Genomic DNA, 22,132 nt, shown 5'->3' with positions numbered 1-22,132 from the left:
AACTTGACCCGATCGGACGCGATGTAAAGACCGTACGGTGGGGATGTGGGGATGACGGTGGGCTTCGACCTGGACATGACTCTGATCGACCCGAGACCGGGCATGGCCTCGGTGATGAACGCGCTCGGCGAGGAGGCGGGGCTGCCCCTCGACGGCGAGCACTTCGCGAGCAACCTCGGCCCGCCGCTGGACATGGTGCTGCGGGACTTCGGCGCCCCCGAGGGCCGCATCCCCGAGCTGGTCGCGCGCTTCCGCGAGCTCTACCCCGAGATCGTCGTGCCCGGCACGGTCGCACTGCCGGGCGCGCACGAGGCGCTCGAAGCGGTGCGCCGCGCGGGCGGGCGGACGGTCGTCGTCACGGGCAAGTACCGGCCGAACGCCGTGCGGCACATCAAGGCGCTGGGCTTCGAGGTGGACGTCGTGGTCGGCGAGCTGTGGGCCGCGGGCAAGGCCGTGGCGCTGCGCGAACACGGGGCGCGCGCCTACGCGGGCGACCACCTCGGCGACGTGCGGGGCGCGCTCGCCGCCGGCGCGGTGCCCGTCGCGGTCGCGACCGGCCCGTGCACGCGGGAGGAACTCGTCGCGGCCGGCGCGGAGGTCGTGTTCGACAGCCTGGCGGAGTTCCCGGACTGGTTCAGCGCTTTCGGTGCTCCCGAACCAGCGCGATGAACCCGAGCACGATCCCCAGCGGGGTCGCGACGCCGGCGACGAGGCTCAGCCACAGCGGCAGGTCCCGCAGACCCGCGGCGAACAGGATGAACACCACCAGCACGGCCAGTACGCCGAAAGCGAACACACCGATGCCCAGCCGCATGAGCCAAGGTTTGTTCTGCCGGGTGTTCGCGACGTCGTTCATGGGCACAAGGTTAGAACGGTTGGCTACTTCTCCCCGAGGTGGATAGCGGGATAGGCTGGCCGGTACGCGTCCTGGGTACGCCCCGGGGCGCGTTCGTCGTGCAGGGCAGGCGAACTGACGAAGCAGAGCGAAGGAACGGGTGAGGGCAGTGCCGACCGGCAAGGTCAAGTGGTACGACGCGGAGAAGGGATTCGGTTTCGTCACCCAGGACGGTGGCGAGGACGTCTACATCCGCAAGACCGCGCTACCTCCGGGGGTAGAGGCACTCAAGGCGGGCCAGCGGCTCGAGTTCGGGGTCGCCGAAGGGCGCCGCGGGCCGCAGGCGCTTTCCGTCCGGCTGATCGACTCGCTGCCTTCGGTCGCCGAGGCGCGGCGTCGTCCCGCCGAGGAGCTGCACGGGCTCGTCGAGGACATGATCAAGCTGCTGGAGATGAAGGTGCAGCCGGACCTGCGGCGCGGCCGCTACCCGGACCGGAAGAACACCAAGCGCATCGCCGAGGTCATGCGCGCGGTGGCCAGGGACCTCGACCCGTAAGCCCTCAGGGCTGGATCTGCAGGGACCAGTAGGCGCGGGCGACCAGCTGCGGGTTGCCGTTCTCGTCCAGGATCGGGTTGCCCGACTGGTCGGCGGCGTAGGCCGCACCGATCTGCTGCACCTCGACCACCACGAGCTGGTTGTCCGCGCCCCCGGGCGTCGCCGTGTACGCGAGGCGGCTGCCCGGGGCGAAGAACTCCTGCTTGACCTGCAGGTTCCCGCTCGCGTCCGCGTACTGCACGTTGACCAGCCACGGGGTGTCGCTGATCTCCGACGGCACGGAGATCTGCACCGGCCTGCCCTTGCGCACCTTCAGCGTGGCGATGTCCTCGGGGTGCTTGTCGCAGTTGCGCACGAGCGCGTCGCAGTGGACGGCGGGGCCGGTGTCGACCGTGTGCCCGTCTCCGTAGAACGTGACCTCGGGCGGGCCGACGGTCGCCGAGCATCCCGTGAGTGCCAGTGCACCAGCCGCCAAGATTCCGAAGACCCGACTACGCCGCATGGGCGAAACACTAATTAAGCAGCGGTGCGCGCCGGGCGCTGGGGGCGCTTCCGGCCGAGGAACGGCAGCAGCGTCGCGCCGCGCGAGAGCAGCACGGTCTGCGTGAGCCCGAGGCCCAGCAGCACCGAAACCACCAGGAAGCCGATCCAGTACGTCGGCGGCAGCAGCAGGCCCACCGCCCCGCCGAAGCACCACGCCAGCTGCAGCACGGTCTCCGACCGGCCGAACGCCGACGCCCGTGACTCCTCCGGCAGGTCGGACTGGATCACCGCGTCGAGGCTGATCTTCGCGAGCGCACTCGCCGTCGCGCCGACCAGGCCGACGATCGCGGCCGTGGCGATACCCGCGAACACGGCGGCGAGCACCGTGGACAGCAGCGCGGCGCCGAGGCTGCCGAGCACCACCTGCGTGGGATGCCCGAACTGCAGCCGCGAACCGAGCGCGTTGCCGACGAACCCGCCCGCACCCGCCGCGGCGCCGATGATGCCGAGCAGCAGCAGCTGCGTGAACGGGCTCTGCCCGTTGGCCTCGGCGTGCGCCTTCACCGCGAACGCCGCGAACATCATCAGAAACCCGGTCAGCACCCGCACCGAGCCGTTGCCCCACAGCGCCAGCACGACCTCGTGGCCGAGGGGCTGCCGCTTCTTCTTGCCCGGCCGCGCCTTGAGAGACGCGGGCACCTCGCCCTCGGTCGCCTCGACCCACGACGGGATCCGCATCGACTGCACCGCCGCCGCGACGCAGATCAGGCCGGTGAACCACAGGGCGCCAGCGGAGCCGAGCAGCGAGTTGACGCCGCTGGCGACCGCGCCGAACGCACCACCGGCGGCGAGCCCGAACACCGTCAGCCTCGCGTTGGTCTTCGACAGCGTCACCCCGCGTGGCACGACCCGCGGCGTGACCGCGGACTTCAGCACGGTGAACGACTTCGACAGCACCATCATCCCGAGCGCCGCCGGGTACAGCCCCCAGTCGTCGAAGTGCAGCGCCATGATCGCCGCCATCAGGCCCTGGCCCAGCGAGGACACGCACATGGCGAGCCTGCGGCCGCGCTGGATGCGGTCGAGCGCGGGCCCGATCACGGGCGCGACCACCGCGAACGGGGCGATCGTGATCAGCAGGTACAGCGCGACGCGGCTCTTGCTCTCCCCGCTCGTGGCCGCGAAGAACAACGTGTTCGCCAGCGCCACGGCCATCGCCGCGTCACTGGCGTAGTTCAGCATCACCGCGTACATCAGCGACGTCAGGCCGGACTTGTCCGCGCCGTCGGCCTTCGCCGCGCGCTGGAACGCGCCGACCGCCTTGCCGCCCAGCTCACGGCTGCGCAGCGCGGCGACCCTGGTGACCGTGAGCTTCTTGGGCATGCGCGGCAGCGGCCCCGCGGTGGCCTCGGTGCGGTGCTCGTGCCGCTCCTGCCGCGGCTCCTCCGGCCTGGCACCACCGGGCGGGTAGCCGTCGGTGCCGTAGTGCTCGTACAGCGGCTCGGTGCGGCGGGGCGGCGGCTCGCGACGGGGCGGCTCGCTCGGGCGCGGCGGGTACGGCCGCGCGCCACGCGGAGGCGGCGGCGCCGTCCGGAAGCCCTCGGTCGGCACTTCCTCCGTCGGCATGGCGCGCGTGGACGTGGCCGGGCGCCAGCTCTGCCCGGCCCCCGGCTCCGGCGTCCACTTCCGTTTGCGCCCCACGCGTCAATCTTGCCTCATGACCAGGCCAGAAGGCGGCCCGATCAGGAGGTTGCCACGAATTTCACCCGGAACAGGCTCGGCCAGTACTTGCCGGTGAGCAGGAACTCGTCGGTCCCCGGCACCGCGGCGATGCCGTTGAGCACGTCGGCCTGCTGCCGCTGCGCGTCCGTGAGCAGGCCCGACGCGTCGATCAGGGCCTCGACCTCGCCGCTCGCCGCGTCGATCCGCAGGATCGTGTCGGTCTGCCACACGTTCGCGTACACGTCGCCGCCGACGCACTCCAGCTCGTTGAGCTGGTCGAACGTCTGGTTCCCCGCGTGCACGGTGACGGTGCCGAGCGGGGCGAACGTGACCGGATCGCGGAAGGTGAGCCGGCTGGAGCCGTTGCTCATCACCAGCCGGTCCCGCTGGTGGCACAGGCCCCAGCCCTCACCCTCGTACGGCACCCGCCGCAGCTCGGTGAGCGTGTGCGCGTCGCGCTCGATCGCGACGCCGTTCTGCCAGGTCAGCTGCCACAGCTTGGTGCCGACGACCGTGATCCCCTCGCCGAACAGCGGATCGGGCAGCGCGGCCCGGACGGCGGGCGCGGCGCCCGGCGGTCCGGCCCGCACCTCCGAGCTGCCGACCATCCCGGTGCCCTCGTACAGCGTGCCGCCGTCCAGTTCCAGGCCCTCCGTGAACGCGGACGTGTCGTGCGGGAGCGTCGCGAGCACGTCGGCACGCAGTCGCGGAACGGAGCCGTCCGCTCGCGGAGCGCTGGCGGCACAGGCCGTCAGAGCCGTGACCAGCGCGAGGAAGATCGAGACCAGGATGCGCACGGCCTTACCCTGACATGACGCCGGTAAATCCGCCGCTGCACAATGGCGTCATGACGCTCCTGCTCACCTTGGACGACGGTTCCGTCCAGCGGGCCCTCACCGACGCCGTCGACCTCGCTCGCGAGGCAGCGGTCGAGGAGGCCGGGCCGGAGCAGGTCGGCGCGCACACCGGCGTCCACTTCGAGGACGCGGTGTCGGCGAGCCACCTCTTCGAGGCGGCGGTGCCCGGCTACCGCGGCTGGCACTGGTCGGTGACGGTCGCGACGGCGGGCCCGGACCTGCCGGTGACCGTCAGCGAGGTCGTGCTGACCCCGGGGCCGGACGCGCTCGTCGCGCCGAAGTGGGTGCCGTGGGAGCGCCGCGTGCGCCCCGGCGACCTCGGCGTCGGCGACATCTTCCCGACCGACGCGGAGGACCCCCGGCTGGTGCCGGGCTACCTCCAGTCGGACGACCCGGCGGTCGAGGAGGTCGCGCACGAGGCCGGCCTCGGCCGGGTGCGGGTGCTGTCCCGCTACGGGCGGCTGGAGGCGGCCTCGCGGTGGCGGTCCGGCGAGTTCGGGCCGCGTTCGGACATGGCGCGCAGCGCGCCCGCTTCGTGCGGGACCTGCGGCTTCTACCTGCCGCTGGCCGGTTCGCTGCGGGCCGCGTTCGGGGTGTGCGGCAACGAGATCGCGCCTGCCGACGGGCACGTCGTGAACGTCGAGTACGGCTGCGGGGCGCATTCCGAGATCGAGGTGGAGACGACGTCGTCGGTGCCGGTCGCGGAGCTGGTCTACGACGACTCGCTGCTGGACATGGAACCGCTGCGTGAGCAGTGACCCGTTCGGCACCGAGGCCCTGCGTGCCGCGGTGCTGCGGGCCTGGGCGGATTCGCCCACTCGCCTGACCGAGGACACCAACGCCGAGCGCGATCTGCGGGTCGGCGCCTACCGGGACCGGCTGTTCGTCGAGCTGGCCCAGAACGCCGCCGACGCCGCGCTCGCCGCCGGGACGCCCGGGACGCTGCGGGTGTCCGTTGTGGACGGTGAGTTGCGGGTCGCCAACACCGGTGCGCCACTGGACGCCCGTGGGGTGGCTTCGCTGTCGTCGCTGCGGGCGTCGGCGAAGGAGGGCATGGTCGGGCAGTTCGGCGTCGGGTTCGCCGCCGTGCTCGCGGTGACCTCCGAGCCGCGGGTGATCTCGCGGACGGGCGGGGTGGCGTTTTCCGAGGCACGCACCCGGGAGGCCGTGGGGCGCGACGACGTGCCGGTGCTGCGGTTGCCGTGGCCGGTCGAGGAGCAGGTGCCCGAAGGTTTCGACACGGAGGTCCGCCTGCCGCTGCGCAAGGGTGTGGACGTCTCCGAGTTGCTGGCGCGGCTGGCGGACGAGGTCGAGGACCTGCTGCTGGTGCTGCCCTGGCTGGCGCGTGTCGAGGTCGCGGACCGCGTATGGGATCGGTCCGAAGTGGACGGTGTTGTCGAGGTTTCCGGGCGCCGGTGGCTGACGCAGGAGGCGCCGGGCGGGCTGTGGGCGGTGCCGGTCGACGGGCCGCTGACGGCTGACGTGCTGCACGCCCCGACGCCGACCGACGAGCGGATGTCTCTGCCGGCGCGGTTGATCGCACACGTGCCGTTGGAGCCTTCGCGGCGGCGCGTGCTGCCCGGCACCGAGTTGGCGGTGTTCGCCGAGTCGTACCCGGCGCTGGTACGGCAGCTGCCGCCTGAGCGGCGCTCGGAGATGGTGCCACGGCCCGGTTTCCCGTTGTCCGAAGTGGACGCCGAACTGCGGGACGCGGTGGTGCGGCAGTTGTCGGCGCAGCCGTGGTTGCCGGGGCGCGAGGAAGAACTGCCGGGCTCCGGGGCGCGCGTGCTGGACGTCGAGTCGCCGGAGCTCGTCGACCTGCTCGGGGAGGTCGTGCCGCGGCTGGTTTCGCTGTCCGGACCCGAGGTGGCGCGGGTGCTGTCGGCAGTCGGCGCCGATCCGCTCGGGGTGGCCGAGGTCGTCGAGGTCCTGACCGGGCTGGAGCGGCCGCCGTCATGGTGGCGCTCGCTGTACGACGCGCTGCTCCCGTTGCTGGAAGCGCATTCCGTGCAGGCCGACGAGCTCGGCGCGTTGCCGGTTCCGCTCGCCGACGGGCGGACGCTGCCCGGGCCGCGGGGTGCTTTCCTGTTCGGCGGTTCGGAGGAGTTGCTGGACCTGCTCGCGGAGGCCGAGGTCGTCGGGTTGCGGCTGGTGCACCCGGAGGCGGCGCACCCGCTGCTGGAGCGGCTGGGGGCGAAGCAGGCCGAGTCCGCGGATCTGCTGGAAGCGCCCGCGCTGCGTGAGGCTGTCGAGCGCAGTGTCGAAGATGCACTGTCTGGTTTGGACACTCGGCCGCTCGCGGATGCCGTGTTGCGCCTGGTTTCCGACACCTCGGCCGAGGGGCTGGGCGCGCTGGCGCTGCCGGGCGAGGACGGGTGGCGGCGGGCGGACGAGCTGTTGTTGCCCACTTCGCCGCTGCTGGACGTCTTCGACCCCGAAGTGTTCACAGAGGACGGTCCGTTTTCCTTGCTGGACGAGGATTTCGCGGCACGATGGCCTCGTGAGGCGCTTGTGGCGGTCGGTGTGGTGGACGGGTTCGTCGTGGCCGAGGACGGGATCCGGGACCTGGACCTCGTCGCGGACGACGCGTGGCCCGCGGCGCTGCGGTTGCTGGCGGCGGAGCGGGAGACGTGGCACGCGCTGGCGGGCCCGTCGGGCGAGTGGCTGGCGCGGAACGCGGTGCTGGCGGGGCGGGCGCCGGCGGAGTGGCGGCTGCCGGACGCGGACGGGCTGGCGGGGTTGTACGACCCGGTGCCGGACGTCGGGGTGCGGCCGGAGGTGCTCGCGCTGGCCGGTGTGCGGGCGGAGCTGGTGGTCGCGGACCTCGAGGACGCCGCCGACGTGCTGGACCGCCTGGGCGATCCGGAGCGGGTGATCGCGCCCGGGCTCGTGGGGCGGGCGTACCGGGCGGTGGCGGCGGCCGGGCTGGAGTGGCAGGAGCTGGACCCGCCGGAGCGCGTGCGGACGGTCGACGGTTCGGTCGTGGCGGCGGAGCAGGCGGCGGTGCTGGACCGGCCCTGGCTGGCGGCGGTGTGGCCGGCGGGGCGTTTGGTCGCGGTGCCGGAGGTGGGGTCGGTGCGGCGCGTGGGGGCGGGTCGGCCGGGGGTGGCTCTCGCGGGGTCGGCAGCGGAGGGGCTGGCGGCGGAGGAGCGCTCGGCGAGGCAGCTGGCGGGCGGAGGTCCGGCTGGGCTGGGGGCCCGACGTTCGGCGGTGCCGTTCGCGGGTGACGCGGATCTGGCTCCGGGAGGTCCGGCGGAGCACGCCTCAGGCGGGGAGGGGTTGCCTGGCCTGGCGGAGCGGCTGGCGGAGGTGCTGGACGTGCCGGTGCTGAGCGAGCTGGTGTCGGCGAGCCTGCCCGAGGGCGAGTACGTCCCGTGGTCCGAACTCACGGCGATCCGCCTGGTCGCGGAGCTGCTGGACATCCCGTTCCCCGACGGCGGGGTCGTGGTGCACGAGGAGTTGACGGTCGAGGTGGCCGGAGTCAAGCACGACGCGCCGTGGTGGGTCGATAGTGGCCGGTTTCACGGGGAACATCACGCGGCCGACACCCCCGAGGGCCTGGCGCGGGCCTTCGCCTGGGCGGCCGGTCGCTGGGAGGACCGGCATCTCATCGCGGCGCTGCTGGAGGAGCCGGATCCGCTGACCCTGCTGACCTGAGCCGGATGGCTGGTGGAGGCGGCGCACGAGGCCGATGTAGGCGGCCGAGCTGCTGAGGTGAGCTGGGTGGCTGCGGTCGGCAACGCGCGAGGTCGACGCAGGTGGCGGATCTGCTGACCTGAGCCGGATGGCTGCTGGCGGCGGCTCGTGCGGTGGATGCGGCGGTCGCGGGTGGCTGCTGACGTCGGCGAAGCAGTGCGGGTGATGGCAGCGGCTTGAGCCCGCAAGTCTCAGCGGACTGTGCCCGCAAGCCCCAGCAGCCCCACAAACCCCACAGGCCCCACCAGACCCGAACCTCAAAGCCCCGTCTGGGCCGCCCTCGAACCGCGCCTTGCGGCGGTTCTCTGCCAGGTCATGATGCCCATCCCGATGAGACTGATCACAACCCCCGCCCCGCACGTCCACAGCCACACCGACGCGGGCCGTCCCCCACCCCAGTCGTGCACGGCGAAAGCGACAAAACCACCCAACCAGAGCACGGTCCCGACGGTCACGAGGGGGAACATCGCCGTCAGTTGCCGAGGCAACTCGGGCACCGGGCGCAGCGAGCCTTTACCATCCCCACCGTTGTCGGTCACGCCTGGAAGGCTACCGGCCAGTTCCCGATGACCTCCACGAAGGCGGAAGCATGACCCAGCTGGGCAGCCGGTCGGCCCTCGACCGCTTCTTCAAGATCAGCGAGCGCGGCTCGACGACCGGCAGGGAAATCCGGGGCGGGCTGGTCACCTTCGTGACCATGGCGTACATCGTCGTGCTCAACCCCCTGATCATCGGCAGCTTCTCGCCCTCCGACGCCGGCGCCCACCGCGACGTGCTCGGCGGCATCCTGCCCGTCCCCGAGGTCGCGGCGGTCACCGCGCTCGTCGCCGGGGTCATGACGATCCTGATGGGCCTCGTCGCCCAGTACCCCTTCGCCATCGCGACCGGCCTCGGCATCAACAGCCTCGTCGCCGTCACCATCGCCCCGCAGGTCACCTGGCCCGAGGCGATGGGGCTGGTCGTGATCGAGGGCGTCATCATCGTCGTCCTCGTGCTCACCGGCTTCCGCACGGCCGTGTTCAACGCGGTCCCGGCCGCGCTGAAATCCGCCATCGCCGCGGGCATCGGGCTGTTCATCTGCTTCATCGGCCTCGTCGACGCCGGGTTCGTGCGACGGCTCCCGGACGCCGCCAACACCACCGTCCCCGTCGGCCTCGGCATCAGCGGCTCCATCGCCTCCTGGCCGACCGCGGTGTTCGTCGTCGGCCTGCTGATCACCGGCACGCTCGTCGCCAAGCGCGTCCGCGGCGGGATCCTGATCGGCGTGCTCGCCACGACCGTGCTGGCGATCGTCGTCGAAGCGATCGTGCACGCCGGCCCGTCGAACGGCACCAACCCCAAGGGCTGGAACCTCGGCTACCCCGCACTGCCGGACAAGGTCCTCAGCCTGCCCGACCTGTCGCTCGTCGGAGACGTCTCCTTCGGTGCCTGGACCCGGCTGCCGATCATCACCGTCATCCTGCTCGTGTTCACCCTGGTGCTGGCCGACTTCTTCGACGCCATGGGCACCATGACCGGCCTCGCCAAGGAAGCCGGGCAGCTCGGCCCCGACGGGCAGCTGCCCCGCGTCGGGCGCGCGCTGTTCGTCGAGGGGCTCGCGGGCGCCGCCGGCGGGCTCGGCTCCGCCAGCTCCAACACCGTGTTCGTCGAGTCGGCCTCGGGCATCGCCGAAGGCGCCCGCACCGGGCTGGCCAACATCGTCACCGGCGTGCTCTTCCTCGCCGCGATGTTCCTCACCCCGCTGTACCAGTCGGTGCCGGTCGAGGCCGCCGCGCCCGCGCTCGTCGTGGTCGGGGCGCTGCTCATCGCGCAGGTCCGCGACATCGACTTCACGGACTTCTCGATCGCGCTCCCGGCGTTCCTCACGATCGTGGTCATGCCGTTCACCTACTCGATCGCCAACGGCATCGGCGCCGGGTTCATCAGCTACGTCGTGATCCAGGCCGTGACCGGGAAGGCCCGGCGGATCCACCCGCTGATGTGGGCCATCGCTGTGGCGTTCGTCGCGTACTTCGCCGTCGGGCCGATCCAGGCCGCGCTGCGGTGAGCACGCACCGCCGATCGTAAGGTATGCTAACTATGTGCCCGAAATGCGTGAGCCCCAGCTGGCGAGCCGCCTCCGGCTCGCCGTCGTGCGGCTGAACCGCAAGCTCCGGGCACAGCGGACCGACCAGAACGTCTCGCTGACGCAGCTCGCCGCGCTGTCCACTTTGCACAAATGCGGGGCGCTGACGCCCGGCAAGCTGGCCGCGAAGGAGGGCGTGCAGCCGCCGTCGATGACGCGCGTCATCGCCGCGCTCGAGGACATGGGCTACGTCGAGCGCAGCGCGCACCCGACGGACGGGCGGCAGTCGATCGTCGCGCTCACGTCCAGTGGCACGGCGTTCGTCGAGGAGATGATCTCCGTGCGCGAGGCGTGGCTGGACCGCAAGCTGGCAGAACTGAGCGGCGACGAGCGGGAAGTGCTCGCCCGCGCCGCCGAGCTCATCGACAGAATGGCGGGGAACGAGTAACGGTGCGACCAGACACGGGTAGCCAGGCGAAGACTCATCCGACGACGACAGCTACCCGGGGTCAGGCTCCTCCACCGGCCGCCGAGCCGCCGAAGCCGAAGCCGGGCATGTTCGCCTCGCTGCGGGTGCGGAACTACCGGCTCTTCTTCTCCGGGCAGGTCGTCTCGAACATCGGCACCTGGATGCAGCGCATCGCGCAGGACTGGCTCGTGTTCGAGCTGTCCGGCAACAACCCGATCGCGCTGGGCATCGCGGTGGCGCTGCAGTTCACGCCGACCGTGCTGCTGTCGCTGTGGGCCGGCGTGCTGGCCGACCGGGTGGACAAGCGGAAGCTGTGCATCCTGATCCAGAGCGGGATCGGCGTGCAGGCCCTGGTGCTGGGGCTGCTGAACGTCACCGGCCTGGTGGCGCTGTGGCAGGTGTACCTGCTGTGCTTCGTGCTCGGCATCTTCAGCGCGCTCGACGTGCCCGCGCGGCAGTCGTTCGTCGCGGAGATGGTGGGGCGCAAGCAGATCCCGAACGCCGTCGCGCTGAACTCGTCGGTGTTCAACATGGCGCGCATCGTCGGCCCCGCCATCGCGGGGTTCGCGATCACGTGGGTCGGCACGGGCTGGATGTTCCTCGCCAACGCCGCCAGCACCCTCGCCGTGATCACCGGTCTCGCGCTGATGGACCCGGACAAGCTGTTCCGCGGCCCGGTCGTCGAGCGGGCGAAGGGGCAGCTGCGTGAAGGGCTCACCTACGTGCGCGGCCGCGCGGACCTGATGACCGTGATGGTGCTGGTGTTCTTCGTGAGCACGTTCGGCATCACGTTCTTCACGTCGCTGGCGATCGTGGCGGGCAACGTGTTCGGCACCGAGGCGGACGGTTACGGCCTGCTGTCGACGCTGCTCGCGGTCGGCACGTTCACCGGCTCGCTGATGGCGGCGCGGCGGATGACCAAGGGCGGGCCGCGGGTGCGGCTGCTGCTGATCTCCGCGTTCGCGCTCGGCGCGGTCGAGTTCGCGGCGGCGTTCATGCCGAGCTACCTCGCGTTCGGGATCGCGTTGATCCCGCTGGGTTTCGCGACGATCACGTTCCTCAACACGGCCAACTCGCTCGTGCAGACGGCGGTCAGCCCCGAGATGCGTGGCCGCGTGATGGGCATCTACGTGCTCGTGCTGATCGGCGGCAACCCGGTCGGCGGGCCGATGGTGGGCTGGATGGCCGACACCTTCGGCGGCCGGTCGCCGTTCTACATCGGCGGGGTGGTCTCCGCGCTGGCCGCCGTGGCGTGCGCCGCGGTGCTGGCCCGCCGCGGCGGCCTCGCGAAGGGCTACCGGCTGGCCGGGCTCCGCGTGCTGTCCCGGAAAGCGGCTTAAGCCACCACCCGGCGCAGGAACGGGAGTACGTCCGAAGCCCAGCGGGCGGCCTCCGGCGGGCTGAAGATGTGCCCGGCGCCGGGGTACTCGACCAGCTCGGCGCCGCGGATCCCCGTCGCGAACAGCCGGGCCGTGTCGGGCAGGACGATCCGGTCCTGCCCGCCGACGACGACGAGCGTCGGCACGTCGATCGCGCCGAGCAGCGGGGTGACGTCGGTCCGGGCGGCCAGTTCGGCGTGCGCCGCGCCGCCCGCCGGGTAGCCCTGGCGGATCTGCCGGACCGCCTCGGCGTGGTCGGCGGGCGAGAGCGCCGCCAGCGCCGCCGGTGAGCCGGCCGCGTGCAGCATCAACTCGGCGAGGGCGTCGAAGTCCTCGCGCTCGGCCAGCCGCCGCCAGACCGTCGCGTAGGCACGCAACTGCGCGTCGTGCCGCGCGACGCCGACGGTCAGCACCAGGCCGCTGACGTGCGAGGGGTGCCGGACGGCCGCGGTCACGGCGACAGCCGCGCCCAGGGACAGCCCGGCGACGGGGAACCGTTCGGCCCCCGTTTCCAGTGCCGCCGCGACGACCGTGTCGGCCAGGCGTTCGAGTGACAACGGCTCGGTCGCCAGTGGTGTCTTGCCCGCGCCGGGGTAGTAGGGCCCGACGAACCGGAGGTCCCCGGCCGCGGAGATGAGCGGGCCGAAGTTCTCCCGGACGCCCCCGCCCGCGCCGTGGGCGAGCGCGACGACCGGACCGGTGCCTTCGTCGACGACGTCGATGTCCTTCAGCAGTGCGGAAATCATGGCGCGAAGGTAAGCGTTGACGTCGGCGTCAAGGTCAAGGCGGAGGTGGGTGTGCGGATCGGTGAACTGGCCCGGCGGGCGGGCACGACCACGAGGGCGCTGCGGTACTACGAGGAGCAGGGGCTCCTGCGGCCGGACCGCACGGGCAACGGCTACCGCGAGTACGGCGAGGACGCGGTCGTCCGGGTGGCGCAGATCCGGGCTCTGCTGGACGCCGGGTTCAACTCGCGCACGGTGGCGCAGCTGCTGCCGTGCGCCAAGGGCAGCCGTCCGCACATCGAGCTGTGCCCCAGCGTCGTCGCGGCGATGCGCGGCACACTGGACCGCATCGAAGCCGAGCTGAAGGCGCTGGACAGCCGCCGCAGCGCCGTGACTGCGTTGCTGGGCGCGGAACCCGTTACCGGAGCCGCGCGTTGAGCCGCGCGGCCTGACGGGTGAGGTGGTCGCGCTCGGCGAGGTTGGTTGCCTTAGCCGCGGCCTCGGCGTACAGCTTCGCGGCCTTCGCCAGGTCGCCGTCGCGTTCGTGGAGGTAGGCCGCGGCGGCGGTGTGGCGGGGCAGCGAACCGTCCAGCTCGGCGAGCGCGGCCAGCCCGGCGCGGGGCCCGTCCGCCTCGCCGAGGGCGACCGCGCGGTTGAGCCGGACGACGGGGCTGTCGGTCAGGCGCACGAGCTCGTCGTACCACTCGACGATCTGCACCCAGTCGGTCTCCTCCGCGGTGGGGGCGTCGGCGTGCAGCGCGGCGATCGCGGCCTGCGCCTGGAACTCGCCCAGCTGGTCACGCGCCAGCGCCGCCTGCAGGATCCCGACGCCCTCGGCGATCAGCCGGGTGTCCCAGCGGCTCCGGTCCTGCTCGGCGAGCGGCACCAGGCTCCCGTCGGGCGCGATCCGGGTGGCCCGCCGCGCGTGGTGCAGCAGCATGAGGGCGAGCAGCCCCGCCACCTCGGGGTGATCGACGACGGTCGCGAGCTGGCGGGTCAGCCGGATGGCCTCGGCGGCGAGGTCGACGTCACCGGAGTAGCCCTCGTTGAAGACGAGGTAGAGCACCCGCAGCACGGTCCCGACGTCGCCGGGCTGGTCGAACCGCACACCCGAGACGGTGCGCTTGGCCCGGCTGATGCGCTGGGCCATCGTCGCTTCGGGCACCAGGTAGGCCTGGGCGATCTGGCGGGTCGTCAGCCCGCCGACGGCGCGCAGCGTGAGTGCGACCGCGGACGCCGGGGTCAGCGACGGGTGGGCGCACAGGAAGTACAGCTGCAGCGTGTCGTCCACTGTGGACACCGTCGGCGCTTCGTCCTCGACGACGTCCTCCCGGCGGCGGCGGGCGGCGTCCGCGCGGGTGGCGTCGAGGAACTTGCGCCACGCGACCGTGACCAGCCAGCCCTTCGCGTCCCGCGGCGGGTCGGCCGGCCATACGCGCAGCGCCTCGATCAGCGCTTCCTGCACGGCGTCCTCGGCCGCCGCGAAATCGGCTCCGCGGCGGACGAGGATGCCGAGCACCGCGGGCACGAGCTCCCGCAGCGAAGACTCGTTCACTCGGTCACCGTGGGCGGCTCGGTCAGGAACGGGCGCAGCTCCAGCCATTCGTGGATCGGCTTCCCGTCCTTCCCCGGCGCGGCCGACAGCTCCCCGGCCAGCTCGACGGCGCGCTCGTAGCTGTCGACGTCGATCACCATCCAGCCCGCGATCAGGTCCTTGGTCTCGGGGAACGGGCCGTCGGTCACCGGCGGCCGCCCCTCACCGTCGTACCGGACGAACACGCCGTCGGGAACCAGCGCCTGCGCGTCCACGAACTCGCCGGTGCCCTCCAGCTTGGCCGCGAAATCACGCATGTACTGGACGTGCGCCGAGATCTCCTCCGGCGTCCACTGGTCCATCGGGACGTCGTTCTCGGGGGTGGGAGCGCCGCGGTAGTGCTTTAGTAGCAGGTACTTCGCCATCGTGTTCTCCTCGGTGCCGGTGCGGCCCATTGTGGTCGCTTTCAGCACGGGGACGGAGCCGAACACGGGATCTCGACATCAGGCGCGGAAGTTTTTCCGGAGCTCCTCGTCGAGGGTCCGGAGCAGCTCACCGGTGCGGCCGCCGCCGGGCGGCGCGGGCGGGTAGCGGCGGAGCACGTCGACGACCGCGGGCGTCGCGAGCCGCAGCGCCCGTTCGAGGTGCTCCGGGGCATCACCGGCCGCTCGCGCCGCGTGGGCGGCCGCGCCGAGGATGTGTTTCACCTGGTTGGTGTCGGCCAGCGGGTGCAGGTACGCGGCGGAGGCGGCGAACATCGCGGCTCGTGCCGCGTCGCTCGCGGCCGGGGTCGCCGCTTCCTTGGCCGCCTTGAGCGCCGCCCACGCCGTGTCCCGCAGCGCCTTGCCGCGCTCGCCGCCCCGGGCGAACTCCCACGCGGTGTCGATCGCCTCGCGCGGGCGGGTGTCGGTGGGGTGCTCGGCCTCGAAGAGCGGCAGGACCTCCTGCGCGCAGGCCGCCGCGTAGCTGGTGACGGCACGCAGGTCCTGCGGCTCCAGGACGATCAACGGCCCAGCAGCCGGGGCAGCACGGCTTCGGCGAGCCCGCGCGGGTCCCGTGCGCCGGTGATCGTCAGCTCCTGCGCGCTGTCGTCGGTGAGCTTGATCGCCACGGTGTTGCCGGTGACCACCGCGGGCCGCCCGGCGATCTGCTCGGGGAAGACGCGCGGGGTGACCTTGTCCGTGTAGACCGCCTCGACGCCGCGCACCGTGCAGCGGCCGTCGAACCGCGGCCTGCCGGTGCCGCCCAGTGCCCGGCTCAGCTCGGCGCACAGCTGCCACGAGATCACCGGCCACGGCGCGTCCACGATCGCCACGGGAGCGGGGCGCTGCAGGGGGATCGAGCCGTCCGCGGCGCGGGCGGGCAGTGCGGGCCCGGGCGTCATCGCCGCCGACACGACCTCCCGCGCGATCGACTCGGTCAGCGTGTCGACCGCGCCGGTGCCCGACACCTCGACCCGCAGGAACGGGTGCACCTGGGCGCTGGCCGGCGCGTCGACGAGCCGGACGTCGAGCCGCGCGTTGACCTTCGGCGGCAGGTACTCCAGCTCGCCGGGGTGCCCGGCGACGTCGACCGAGGCCGGATCGCGGAGCACCGCCCCCTGCTCGTCGAGCGCGAGCAGCACCTCGCTCGTCGTCGTGAGGACGTGGCAGGCCCCGTCGCGCACCTCGCGCAGCGCCTTGCCGCCGAGCAGCGCCTCCCAGCGTTCCTGGTCGAGCGTCTGGCACAGCACCTGCCCGCCGGTCTGGGCGGGCAGCGCCGTCACCAGTTCCCCGGTCGGCAGCGGCACGGTGCGCAGCGCCTGCCCGTCCTTGCCCGGCCACTGCGCGGGCAACGCGCGCGCCGGCAGGGGCTGCTCGACGTCCGCCCGGGTCCACAGGTACCCCGCCGCGGTCGCCACCGAGGCGAACGAGCACAGCACGGCCACCACGATTCCCACGACGGCTGACGTCTTCACGCCCGGGAGGCTACAGCGGGCGCGGAGCGTGGTGATCAACGGAGGCACGGCTACGCGATCGGGTGATCACGGTCCGCACCGGAACCCGGTCTTGCGAAGACTGCTGAGGTTAGGCTAACCTCAGACGCGTCCGCTTCGTGGTGGGAGCGGCAGTCAGTTCGGGAACGGGCGAGGCCCCGCCGCCGGGAACACTCCTGGCGACGGGGCCTCGTTCACGTCGATGCCGAAGTACTCCCGGTACGCGTCCACGATCTCCCGCCCGGCCAGCACCCGCTCGACGCGCTTCCCGTCGACGTGCTCGATCAGCTTGTCCCCGGCCAGCGTGACCCGGCCGCCGGGCGTCGGCAGGGTGCACAGGAGCTGCTGCGTGAAGTGCGAGTCCGGGGAGGTCGCCTGCCACCAGCAGGTCGGCCCGAAATCGGCCAGCAGCCGCGGCCGCCGCTCCAGCCGGTACACCGGCTCGCCGTTGTACCGCACGTCCAGGTCCCCGTCCGGCGCGTCGAGCACCAGGAACTCGCCCTCGGCGTCCGGCTGCGCCTCGCACGCCGTCATCCGCAGCGGCCGCCGCGCGAAGCGGCCGAACCCGACGTCCGCCAGCCACGGCTCCTCCAGGTCCACCCGCAGTGCCAGGTGGTCGAACGGCGAGCCGAAGCGGCCCTCCCCGCGGTACACGCGTGCCGCGAGCAGCGAGACCGTGAAACCCAGCTCCCGCAGGAGCGCGGCGAAGGCGCCGTTGAGCTCGTAGCAGAACCCGCCGCGCCGCTGCCGGACGATCTTGTCGACGAGCGCGTCCTCCGCCAGCACGATCGGCTCGTACCGGTGCACGCTGAGGTTCTCGAACGGCACCGACGTGGCGTGGCGCTCGTGCAACTCGGCCAGTGCCGCCGCGGTGGGGGCGGCAGGCCGCTGTGCACCGATGCGGGCGAGGTAGGCGTCGACGTCCATGCCGCTACCGTCGCACCTCCACCACGGTCGAGGTCAACCGGAAAACGAGAACGGGGCCCTTCCGCTGTGGAAGGACCCCGGTCGCGCTACCCCGCTCAGAGGAGCAGGCCGTTGCCGCCCGAGACGGCGTTGTCGAACCGCTTGCTGATCTCGGCCCAGTTGTAGACGTTCCAGAGCGCCTTGACGTAGTCCGCCTTGACGTTCTTGTAGTCCAGGTAGAACGCGTGCTCCCACACGTCCACCAGCAGGATCGGGATCGTCGGCAGGATCAGGTTGTTGTGGTGGTCGCGCAGCTGCTGGGTGATCAGCGTCTTGCCGATCGGGTCCCACGACAGCGCGGCCCAGCCGTTGCCCTGGATCGTGGTGGCCACGGCGGTGAACTGCGCCTGGAACTTGTCCCAGGAGCCGAACGCGTCGTCGATGGCCTGCGCCAGCTCACCGGTCGGCTTGTCGCCACCCTCCGGCGAGAGGATCTTCCACCACACGACGTGGTTCGCGTGCCCCGCCAGGTTGAAGGCCAGCGTGGTCTCCAGCCCGACGATGGACCCGAAGTCACCCTTGTCGCGCGCCTCGGCGAGCTTGTCCAGGGTGTCGTTCGCGCCCTTGACGTAGGTGGCGTGGTGCTTGCTGTGGTGCAGCTCGTTGATCTGAGCCGAGATGTGCGGCGCGAGTGCGCCGTAGTCGTAGTCCAGATCCGGAAGCTCGTACCGGGCCATCAGCCCTCCTTCTTCGTGTGCGCACAATCCCTGCGCTACCAAACCTAGTAGCAACCGTATCGGGGGGCTAACCGGGATCTTGGCCGTCCAGCACCCGGGAACCCCTGTGCTGCCCAGCCTGCAAGCTCCAGCTTGCTGGAGGTCAACCGGGTGTGCCGGTGATCACGCGCGGAACGCGTCGAGCTCGCCCGCGAGGTCGGCGAAGACGGCGATGTTGCACTCGAACGCGGTCAGCGTCTCCGTGACGATCCGGCGCCGCTCGGCCTCGTCCCACGGCGCGTCGTCCAGGCAGGCGCGGTAGCGCTTGCGGAACGCGGGCACGTTGCCGATGTCGAAGGCGTAGAACAGCGCGCCGGGGCCTTCGACGCCGTAGGTGTGCTTGAGCAGGGCGCGGACGGCCTGCCCGCCGGCGAGGTCGCCGAGGTAGCGCGTGTAGTGGTGCGCGACGTAGCCGCCTGGCCAGTCGAAGGCGACGGTCCGGATGCGGCGGACGTAGTCCTCCGTGGCGGGCACCGGTTCGATGCGGTCCGCCCAGTCCTCGCCGAGGAAGAAGGCCAGGTCGGCTTCGAGCGCGGGCACGCGGCGCAACTCGTCCACGACGAACGGCGCCGCCACGGGGTGGTCCCGCTGCGCGTCGGCGGCCTCTTCGATCGCCTGGTAGATGAAGTAGTACTGCGTGACGAGCCTGGCGTAGCCGTCCAGCGTGAGCCCGCCGTCGAAGAGCGTGCTCATGAACGCGGAGTGGTGCGCGCGCTCGTGGACGTCCCGGGTGGACTCGCGCAGTAGCGCCGAGAACGGGAGCTGTTCCGCTGTGAGGGGAGCCGCCATGTGATCGAGCGTAAGTGAGCCAGGCTATTTAGGCTAGCCTAAGTTCACAGCTCGACCGGCCAGGTGTGCACCGGCTCGTCCGTCGCGGCCAGCTCCAGGTAGCGCTCCAGCATCGTCGCCAGCGCGCTCTCGCGGTCCGCGCCGTGCTGCTGGGCCAGCTCCACCATCCGCCGCTGCCACCACGCTCCGTTGCGCTTGGCGAGACAACGCTGCTCGATGATCCCGAGGTACCGCTCGATCGAGGCCTCCGCGACGTCCGCCGTGCGCAGCCCGTCGTAGGCCAGCGGCAGCAGCACGCGCAGGGTCAGCTCGTCGGGTGGTACCCAGCCGATGCCCGGCCAGTACAGCTGCGCTTCGAACCCGTTGCGGGCACCCGCGTACAGGTTCTCCTCGGCGGCCTGGAACGACATCCGTGTCCAAAGAGGACGTTCGGCCTCGGCCAGCGCGCGCTGGGCGCCGTAGAAGAACGCCGCGTTCGCCATCATGTCCACCACGGTGGGCCCGGCGGGCAGGACGCGGTTCTCCACGCGCAGGTGCGGTTTGCCGTCCACCACGTCGTACACCGGGCGGTTCCAGCGCCACACGGTCCCGTTGTGCAACCGCAGTTCCGCGAGCTTGGGCGCCTGGCCGGAGTCCAGCGCGTCGACCGGGTCCTCTTCGTCGGTCTCCGGCAGCAGGCCGGGGAAGTACCGGACGTTCTCCTCGAACAGGTCGAAGATCGACGTGATCCACCGCTCGCCGAACCACACCCGCGGCCGCACGCCCTGGTTCTTCAGCTCCTCCGGGCGGGTGTCGGTCGCCTGGAGGAACAGCGGGATGCGCGTCTCGTGCCACAGCGCCTTGCCCAGCAGGAACGGCGAGTTCGCGCCCACCGCCACCTGCACGCCCGCGAGGCACTGCGCGGCGTTCCAGTGCGCGGCGAACTCCTCCGGCGCGACCTGCAGGTGCAGCTGCAGCGACGTGCACGCCGCCTCCGGCAGGATCGACTCGGAATGCGTGCGCAGCCGCTCCGGTTCGTGCCCCGGCAGGCCCGGGCCGTCCAGCGACAGCGTCACCTGCTCGCCGCGCGCGGCGAAGATCTGGTCGTTGAGCATCGTGTACCGCGCGCTGTTGGTGATCCACTTCTGGTCGAAGTGCTCCGCGGTGAGCGTGGGCAGGATGCCGATCGCCGCCAGGCGCGCCCCCGAACGCCGGGCCCGGTCGTCCGCCTCGCGGAGGTAACCGCGGAGGTCGCGTTCCATTTCGATCGCGGAGTTCCCCGCGAGCGGCCGCGGTGGCACGTTCAGCTCTATATTGTGCTGGGAGAGTTCGGTCGTGAACGACGGGTTGTCCAGCGCCTCCAGCACTTCCTGGTTGCTCATCGACGGGCGCATCTCCTCGTCGACGAGGTTCAGCTCCACCTCGAGGCCGATGTGTCTTCGGGGGAACGAGAACCCGCCGTCACCGAGCATCCTGCCGAGGGTGTCCAGACACCGCTGGACCTTCCGGCGGTACCGGGCCCGGTCGCGTGGGTTGAAGCCGTCAGCCGAAAGATCCTGGCCCATGCCTTCCCTGCTTCGTTCGTCCGGGACCATCGCGCGGTCTTGGCGGTGTTGCCCGGCGGACAACAGTCGCACAGCATCGCGTCCCCGGCTATCGGCCAAATTGGTACTGTGGCGGACTTTGCCTCCCGGGCACCGCTTCGTGACCCGTTCGTCGTAGCGGTACCCAGCTCGTTCGGAGCAATTCCCCCACCGCCAAACTCGTCCCTGTGGCGCAACGCATCTCCATCGACAAGGTCAACGACCCCCGTGTCGACGACTTCCGCGACCTGTCCACCGCCGACCGGCGGCCCGACCGTCCTGGCGGCCGTGGCCTGGTGATCGCCGAGGGGACCGTCGTCGTCCGCCGCCTGCTCGCGTCCGATTACCCCGTCCGCGCGGTTTTAGGCGTGCCGAGGCGGGTGGAGGAGCTGGCGCCGGACCTGGCCGGGGTGGACGTGCCCGCGTACACCACGTCCGCCGAGGTGATGGCGTTGATCGTCGGGTTCCACCTCAACCGCGGGGTGCTCGCGGTGGCCGACCGGGCGCCACGGCCGCGCGCCGAGGACGTCGTGGCGCGCTCACGGGTCGTGGCCGTGCTGGAAGGCGTCGGTGATCACGAGAACCTCGGCGCGTTGTTCCGCAACGCGGCGGCGCTGGGCGTCGGCGGGGTGCTGCTCGGCCCGGGTTGTTCCGATCCGCTGTACCGGCGCAGTGTGCGTGTTTCGATGGGGAACGTCCTCCGCGTGCCGTTCGCCCCGCTCGAACCGTGGCCGGCGGGCCTGACGTGGTTGCGGGAAAACGGTTTCCGCGTCGCGGCGCTGACCCCGCGGGCGGACTCGATCACGTTGCGGGAGCTGGCGGAGGACGCGGGCAAGGTGGCGTTGTTGCTGGGGTCGGAGGGTCCGGGGCTGACGGCGGAGGCGCTCGCGGCGGCCGATGTCGCGGTGCGGATCCCGATGGCCGAGGGGGTGGACTCGCTCAACGTCGCCACGGCCGCCGCGGTCGCCTTCTACGAGCTGGCCGGGCGGTAGATTGCGGGCGGTCACAGGCGCAGGACGGGGAGGCACACGCGTGGAGTTGCGCATCCGCGGGGAGCGGGCCGTGCTCAAGGGGCACGGCGAGGCGTACACGCGGGAAGTCGATCCGCACAGCCTCGCACTCGGTGCGGAACTGGCGGACGCGCTGCACGAGTGGGCACGCGTCGCCGCGGCCGTCCGGCGCGCGCAGGACGCCGGGGAGCCGAGCGAGGCGGCCCCGGTGGTGTCGCATCGGGGGCGGCAGCTGGCCGCCCGCGTGGCGACGGTGATGGGCACGACGGTGCACTACGTCGACCCGGTGACCGACGAGGAGGTCGCGGTCCCGCCGAGCCCGGCCGACCCGGCCCGCCCGTCGCTGGGGCAGCGGCTGTTCGGCGGTGTGGAGATCGGGAACGAGCCGACGCCGTGGGGGACGGGCCTGGTGGTGGCGGGTTTCGTCGCGGCCGTCGTGATCACCGCGATGGTGGCGCTGGCGTCCGCGCTGGCCGAGGAGACGGCGGGCTGGGTGGTGGTGCTGGCGGCGGTGATCGTGACCGCGGGCCTCGCCCCGTCGCTGTGGCTGGCCCGACGGTTGCCGATCGTGCGCTGGCTGGCCCTCGGCGCGGCGGCGGGCTGCGTGCTGGCGTGGTTCGGGGTGCTGACCGTGGCGTTGTGAGGGGTGCGGTGGGGGCGCTGGGGGCTGGGGGTGGGCGCTGTGGTGGCGGCTACCGGGCGGCCGCGAGGTGGCAGTGACGGGAGCGGGCGGTGGTCTGGGGCGCCCGAGGCGGGGCAGGAGCTGGCGGGCCGGTGGCGGCGGGCAGGTGGC

General features: G+C 72.0%; 24 protein-coding genes. 10 read left to right on the top strand and 14 right to left on the bottom strand.

All coding sequences use genetic code 11. From position 1 onward, the window contains the following. Positions 1-45 precede the first annotated feature (45 nt). Positions 46-669 (top strand): HAD family hydrolase, encoded by a 624-nt coding sequence (locus BMZ92_RS30510; protein WP_091514667.1) that lies wholly within the window; start codon positions 46-48, stop codon positions 667-669. Here the strand turns inward: BMZ92_RS30510 and BMZ92_RS30505 are convergent. Continuing rightward, positions 635-856 carry a hypothetical protein gene (locus tag BMZ92_RS30505; RefSeq protein ID WP_091514664.1) on the bottom strand — a complete coding sequence of 74 codons (222 nt, stop codon included), beginning with the start codon at positions 854-856 and terminating at the stop codon, positions 635-637. The genes BMZ92_RS30510 and BMZ92_RS30505 overlap by 35 nt on opposite strands. A 148-nt stretch (positions 857-1,004) precedes the next feature. Here BMZ92_RS30505 and BMZ92_RS30500 point away from each other — a divergent pair, with 148 nt between their 5' ends. Then, positions 1,005-1,391: a cold-shock protein gene (locus BMZ92_RS30500; protein WP_091514661.1), complete on the top strand. Its 387-nt coding sequence runs from the start codon at positions 1,005-1,007 to the stop codon at positions 1,389-1,391. Between the two features lie 4 nt (positions 1,392-1,395). Here the strand turns inward: BMZ92_RS30500 and BMZ92_RS30495 are convergent, their stop codons facing one another. From BMZ92_RS30495 to BMZ92_RS30485, 3 genes are all read right to left on the bottom strand, one after another. Further along, positions 1,396-1,893 carry a DUF2771 family protein gene (locus BMZ92_RS30495; RefSeq protein ID WP_091514659.1) on the bottom strand — a complete coding sequence of 166 codons (498 nt, stop codon included), beginning with the start codon at positions 1,891-1,893 and terminating at the stop codon, positions 1,396-1,398. A gap of 14 nt (positions 1,894-1,907) precedes the next feature. Further along, positions 1,908-3,500, bottom strand: a complete 1,593-nt coding sequence (locus tag BMZ92_RS30490) for an MFS transporter (protein ID WP_425425878.1) — start codon at positions 3,498-3,500, stop codon at positions 1,908-1,910. Between the two features lie 116 nt (positions 3,501-3,616). Next, positions 3,617-4,393, bottom strand: a complete 777-nt coding sequence (locus BMZ92_RS30485) for a glutaminyl-peptide cyclotransferase (protein ID WP_091514654.1) — start codon at positions 4,391-4,393, stop codon at positions 3,617-3,619. A 50-nt stretch (positions 4,394-4,443) separates the two neighbouring features. Between BMZ92_RS30485 and BMZ92_RS30480 the strand changes: the two genes are divergently transcribed. Both BMZ92_RS30480 and BMZ92_RS30475 read left to right on the top strand, forming a co-directional pair. Further along, entirely contained in the window at positions 4,444-5,211 is a 768-nt protein-coding gene (locus tag BMZ92_RS30480) for a DUF3027 domain-containing protein (protein ID WP_091514652.1), read from the top strand. Continuing rightward, complete coding sequence (locus tag BMZ92_RS30475; RefSeq protein WP_245783346.1) at positions 5,201-8,110, top strand: sacsin N-terminal ATP-binding-like domain-containing protein; 2,910 nt, start codon at positions 5,201-5,203, stop codon at positions 8,108-8,110. The genes BMZ92_RS30480 and BMZ92_RS30475 overlap by 11 nt, the downstream gene beginning before the upstream one ends. A 296-nt stretch (positions 8,111-8,406) precedes the next feature. Here the strand turns inward: BMZ92_RS30475 and BMZ92_RS30470 are convergent, their stop codons facing one another. Continuing rightward, positions 8,407-8,688, bottom strand: coding sequence for a DUF2530 domain-containing protein (locus BMZ92_RS30470; RefSeq protein WP_245783345.1), 282 nt, complete (start codon positions 8,686-8,688; stop codon positions 8,407-8,409). 50 nt (positions 8,689-8,738) lie between these two features. On the opposite strand from BMZ92_RS30470, the gene BMZ92_RS30465 reads away from it, so the two are divergent. The 3 genes from BMZ92_RS30465 (at position 8,739) to BMZ92_RS30455 (ending at position 12,023) form a co-directional block, all read left to right on the top strand. Beyond that, positions 8,739-10,196 carry an NCS2 family permease gene (locus tag BMZ92_RS30465; RefSeq protein ID WP_091514647.1) on the top strand — a complete coding sequence of 486 codons (1,458 nt, stop codon included), beginning with the start codon at positions 8,739-8,741 and terminating at the stop codon, positions 10,194-10,196. A 43-nt stretch (positions 10,197-10,239) separates the two neighbouring features. After that, positions 10,240-10,662 carry a MarR family winged helix-turn-helix transcriptional regulator gene (locus BMZ92_RS30460; RefSeq protein WP_091514645.1) on the top strand — a complete coding sequence of 141 codons (423 nt, stop codon included), beginning with the start codon at positions 10,240-10,242 and terminating at the stop codon, positions 10,660-10,662. Positions 10,663-10,769: 107 nt separating this feature from the next. Next, positions 10,770-12,023: an MFS transporter gene (locus BMZ92_RS30455; protein ID WP_091514643.1), complete on the top strand. Its 1,254-nt coding sequence runs from the start codon at positions 10,770-10,772 to the stop codon at positions 12,021-12,023. Here the strand turns inward: BMZ92_RS30455 and BMZ92_RS30450 are convergent. Continuing rightward, positions 12,020-12,808, bottom strand: coding sequence for an alpha/beta fold hydrolase (locus BMZ92_RS30450; RefSeq protein ID WP_091514640.1), 789 nt, complete (start codon positions 12,806-12,808; stop codon positions 12,020-12,022). The two genes, BMZ92_RS30455 and BMZ92_RS30450, sit on opposite strands and share 4 nt — an antisense overlap. A gap of 51 nt (positions 12,809-12,859) precedes the next feature. Between BMZ92_RS30450 and BMZ92_RS30445 the strand changes: the two genes are divergently transcribed. Then, complete coding sequence (locus BMZ92_RS30445; protein WP_091514638.1) at positions 12,860-13,225, top strand: MerR family transcriptional regulator; 366 nt, start codon at positions 12,860-12,862, stop codon at positions 13,223-13,225. On the opposite strand, the gene BMZ92_RS30440 is transcribed toward BMZ92_RS30445, so the two are convergent. The 8 genes from BMZ92_RS30440 to BMZ92_RS30405 form a co-directional block, all read right to left on the bottom strand. Continuing rightward, positions 13,206-14,342: an RNA polymerase sigma factor gene (locus BMZ92_RS30440; RefSeq protein WP_091514635.1), complete on the bottom strand. Its 1,137-nt coding sequence runs from the start codon at positions 14,340-14,342 to the stop codon at positions 13,206-13,208. The genes BMZ92_RS30445 and BMZ92_RS30440 overlap by 20 nt on opposite strands. Then, positions 14,339-14,746, bottom strand: coding sequence for a YciI family protein (locus tag BMZ92_RS30435; RefSeq protein WP_091514779.1), 408 nt, complete (start codon positions 14,744-14,746; stop codon positions 14,339-14,341). The genes BMZ92_RS30440 and BMZ92_RS30435 overlap by 4 nt, the downstream gene beginning before the upstream one ends. Positions 14,747-14,824: 78 nt before the next feature. Next, positions 14,825-15,328: a putative immunity protein gene (locus BMZ92_RS30430; protein WP_091514631.1), complete on the bottom strand. Its 504-nt coding sequence runs from the start codon at positions 15,326-15,328 to the stop codon at positions 14,825-14,827. Beyond that, positions 15,325-16,278, bottom strand: coding sequence for a hypothetical protein (locus BMZ92_RS30425; RefSeq protein WP_091514629.1), 954 nt, complete (start codon positions 16,276-16,278; stop codon positions 15,325-15,327). The genes BMZ92_RS30430 and BMZ92_RS30425 overlap by 4 nt, the downstream gene beginning before the upstream one ends. Positions 16,279-16,431: 153 nt before the next feature. Then, complete coding sequence (locus tag BMZ92_RS30420; protein WP_091514624.1) at positions 16,432-17,223, bottom strand: arylamine N-acetyltransferase family protein; 792 nt, start codon at positions 17,221-17,223, stop codon at positions 16,432-16,434. A 95-nt stretch (positions 17,224-17,318) separates the two neighbouring features. Next, a complete protein-coding gene (locus BMZ92_RS30415; protein WP_091514621.1) occupies positions 17,319-17,939 on the bottom strand; it encodes a superoxide dismutase in 621 nt (206 codons plus the stop codon). A 162-nt stretch (positions 17,940-18,101) separates the two neighbouring features. Continuing rightward, positions 18,102-18,767, bottom strand: coding sequence for a biliverdin-producing heme oxygenase (locus tag BMZ92_RS30410; RefSeq protein ID WP_091514618.1), 666 nt, complete (start codon positions 18,765-18,767; stop codon positions 18,102-18,104). A 44-nt stretch (positions 18,768-18,811) separates the two neighbouring features. Next, positions 18,812-20,311: a glutamate-cysteine ligase family protein gene (locus tag BMZ92_RS30405; RefSeq protein ID WP_091514615.1), complete on the bottom strand. Its 1,500-nt coding sequence runs from the start codon at positions 20,309-20,311 to the stop codon at positions 18,812-18,814. A gap of 206 nt (positions 20,312-20,517) precedes the next feature. On the opposite strand from BMZ92_RS30405, the gene BMZ92_RS30400 reads away from it, so the two are divergent. Both BMZ92_RS30400 and BMZ92_RS30395 read left to right on the top strand, forming a co-directional pair. Beyond that, complete coding sequence (locus BMZ92_RS30400; protein ID WP_091514614.1) at positions 20,518-21,321, top strand: TrmH family RNA methyltransferase; 804 nt, start codon at positions 20,518-20,520, stop codon at positions 21,319-21,321. 40 nt (positions 21,322-21,361) lie between these two features. After that, entirely contained in the window at positions 21,362-21,982 is a 621-nt protein-coding gene (locus tag BMZ92_RS30395) for a DUF2537 domain-containing protein (RefSeq protein WP_091514611.1), read from the top strand. Positions 21,983-22,132 lie beyond the last annotated feature (150 nt).

The sequence above is a fragment of the Amycolatopsis sacchari genome (genome assembly GCF_900114035.1).
Classification (GTDB): Bacteria; Actinomycetota; Actinomycetes; order Mycobacteriales; family Pseudonocardiaceae; genus Amycolatopsis_E; species Amycolatopsis_E sacchari.
The sequence above is the reverse complement of the archived record's forward strand: the minus strand, read 5'-3'. Positions and strand labels throughout refer to the sequence as shown.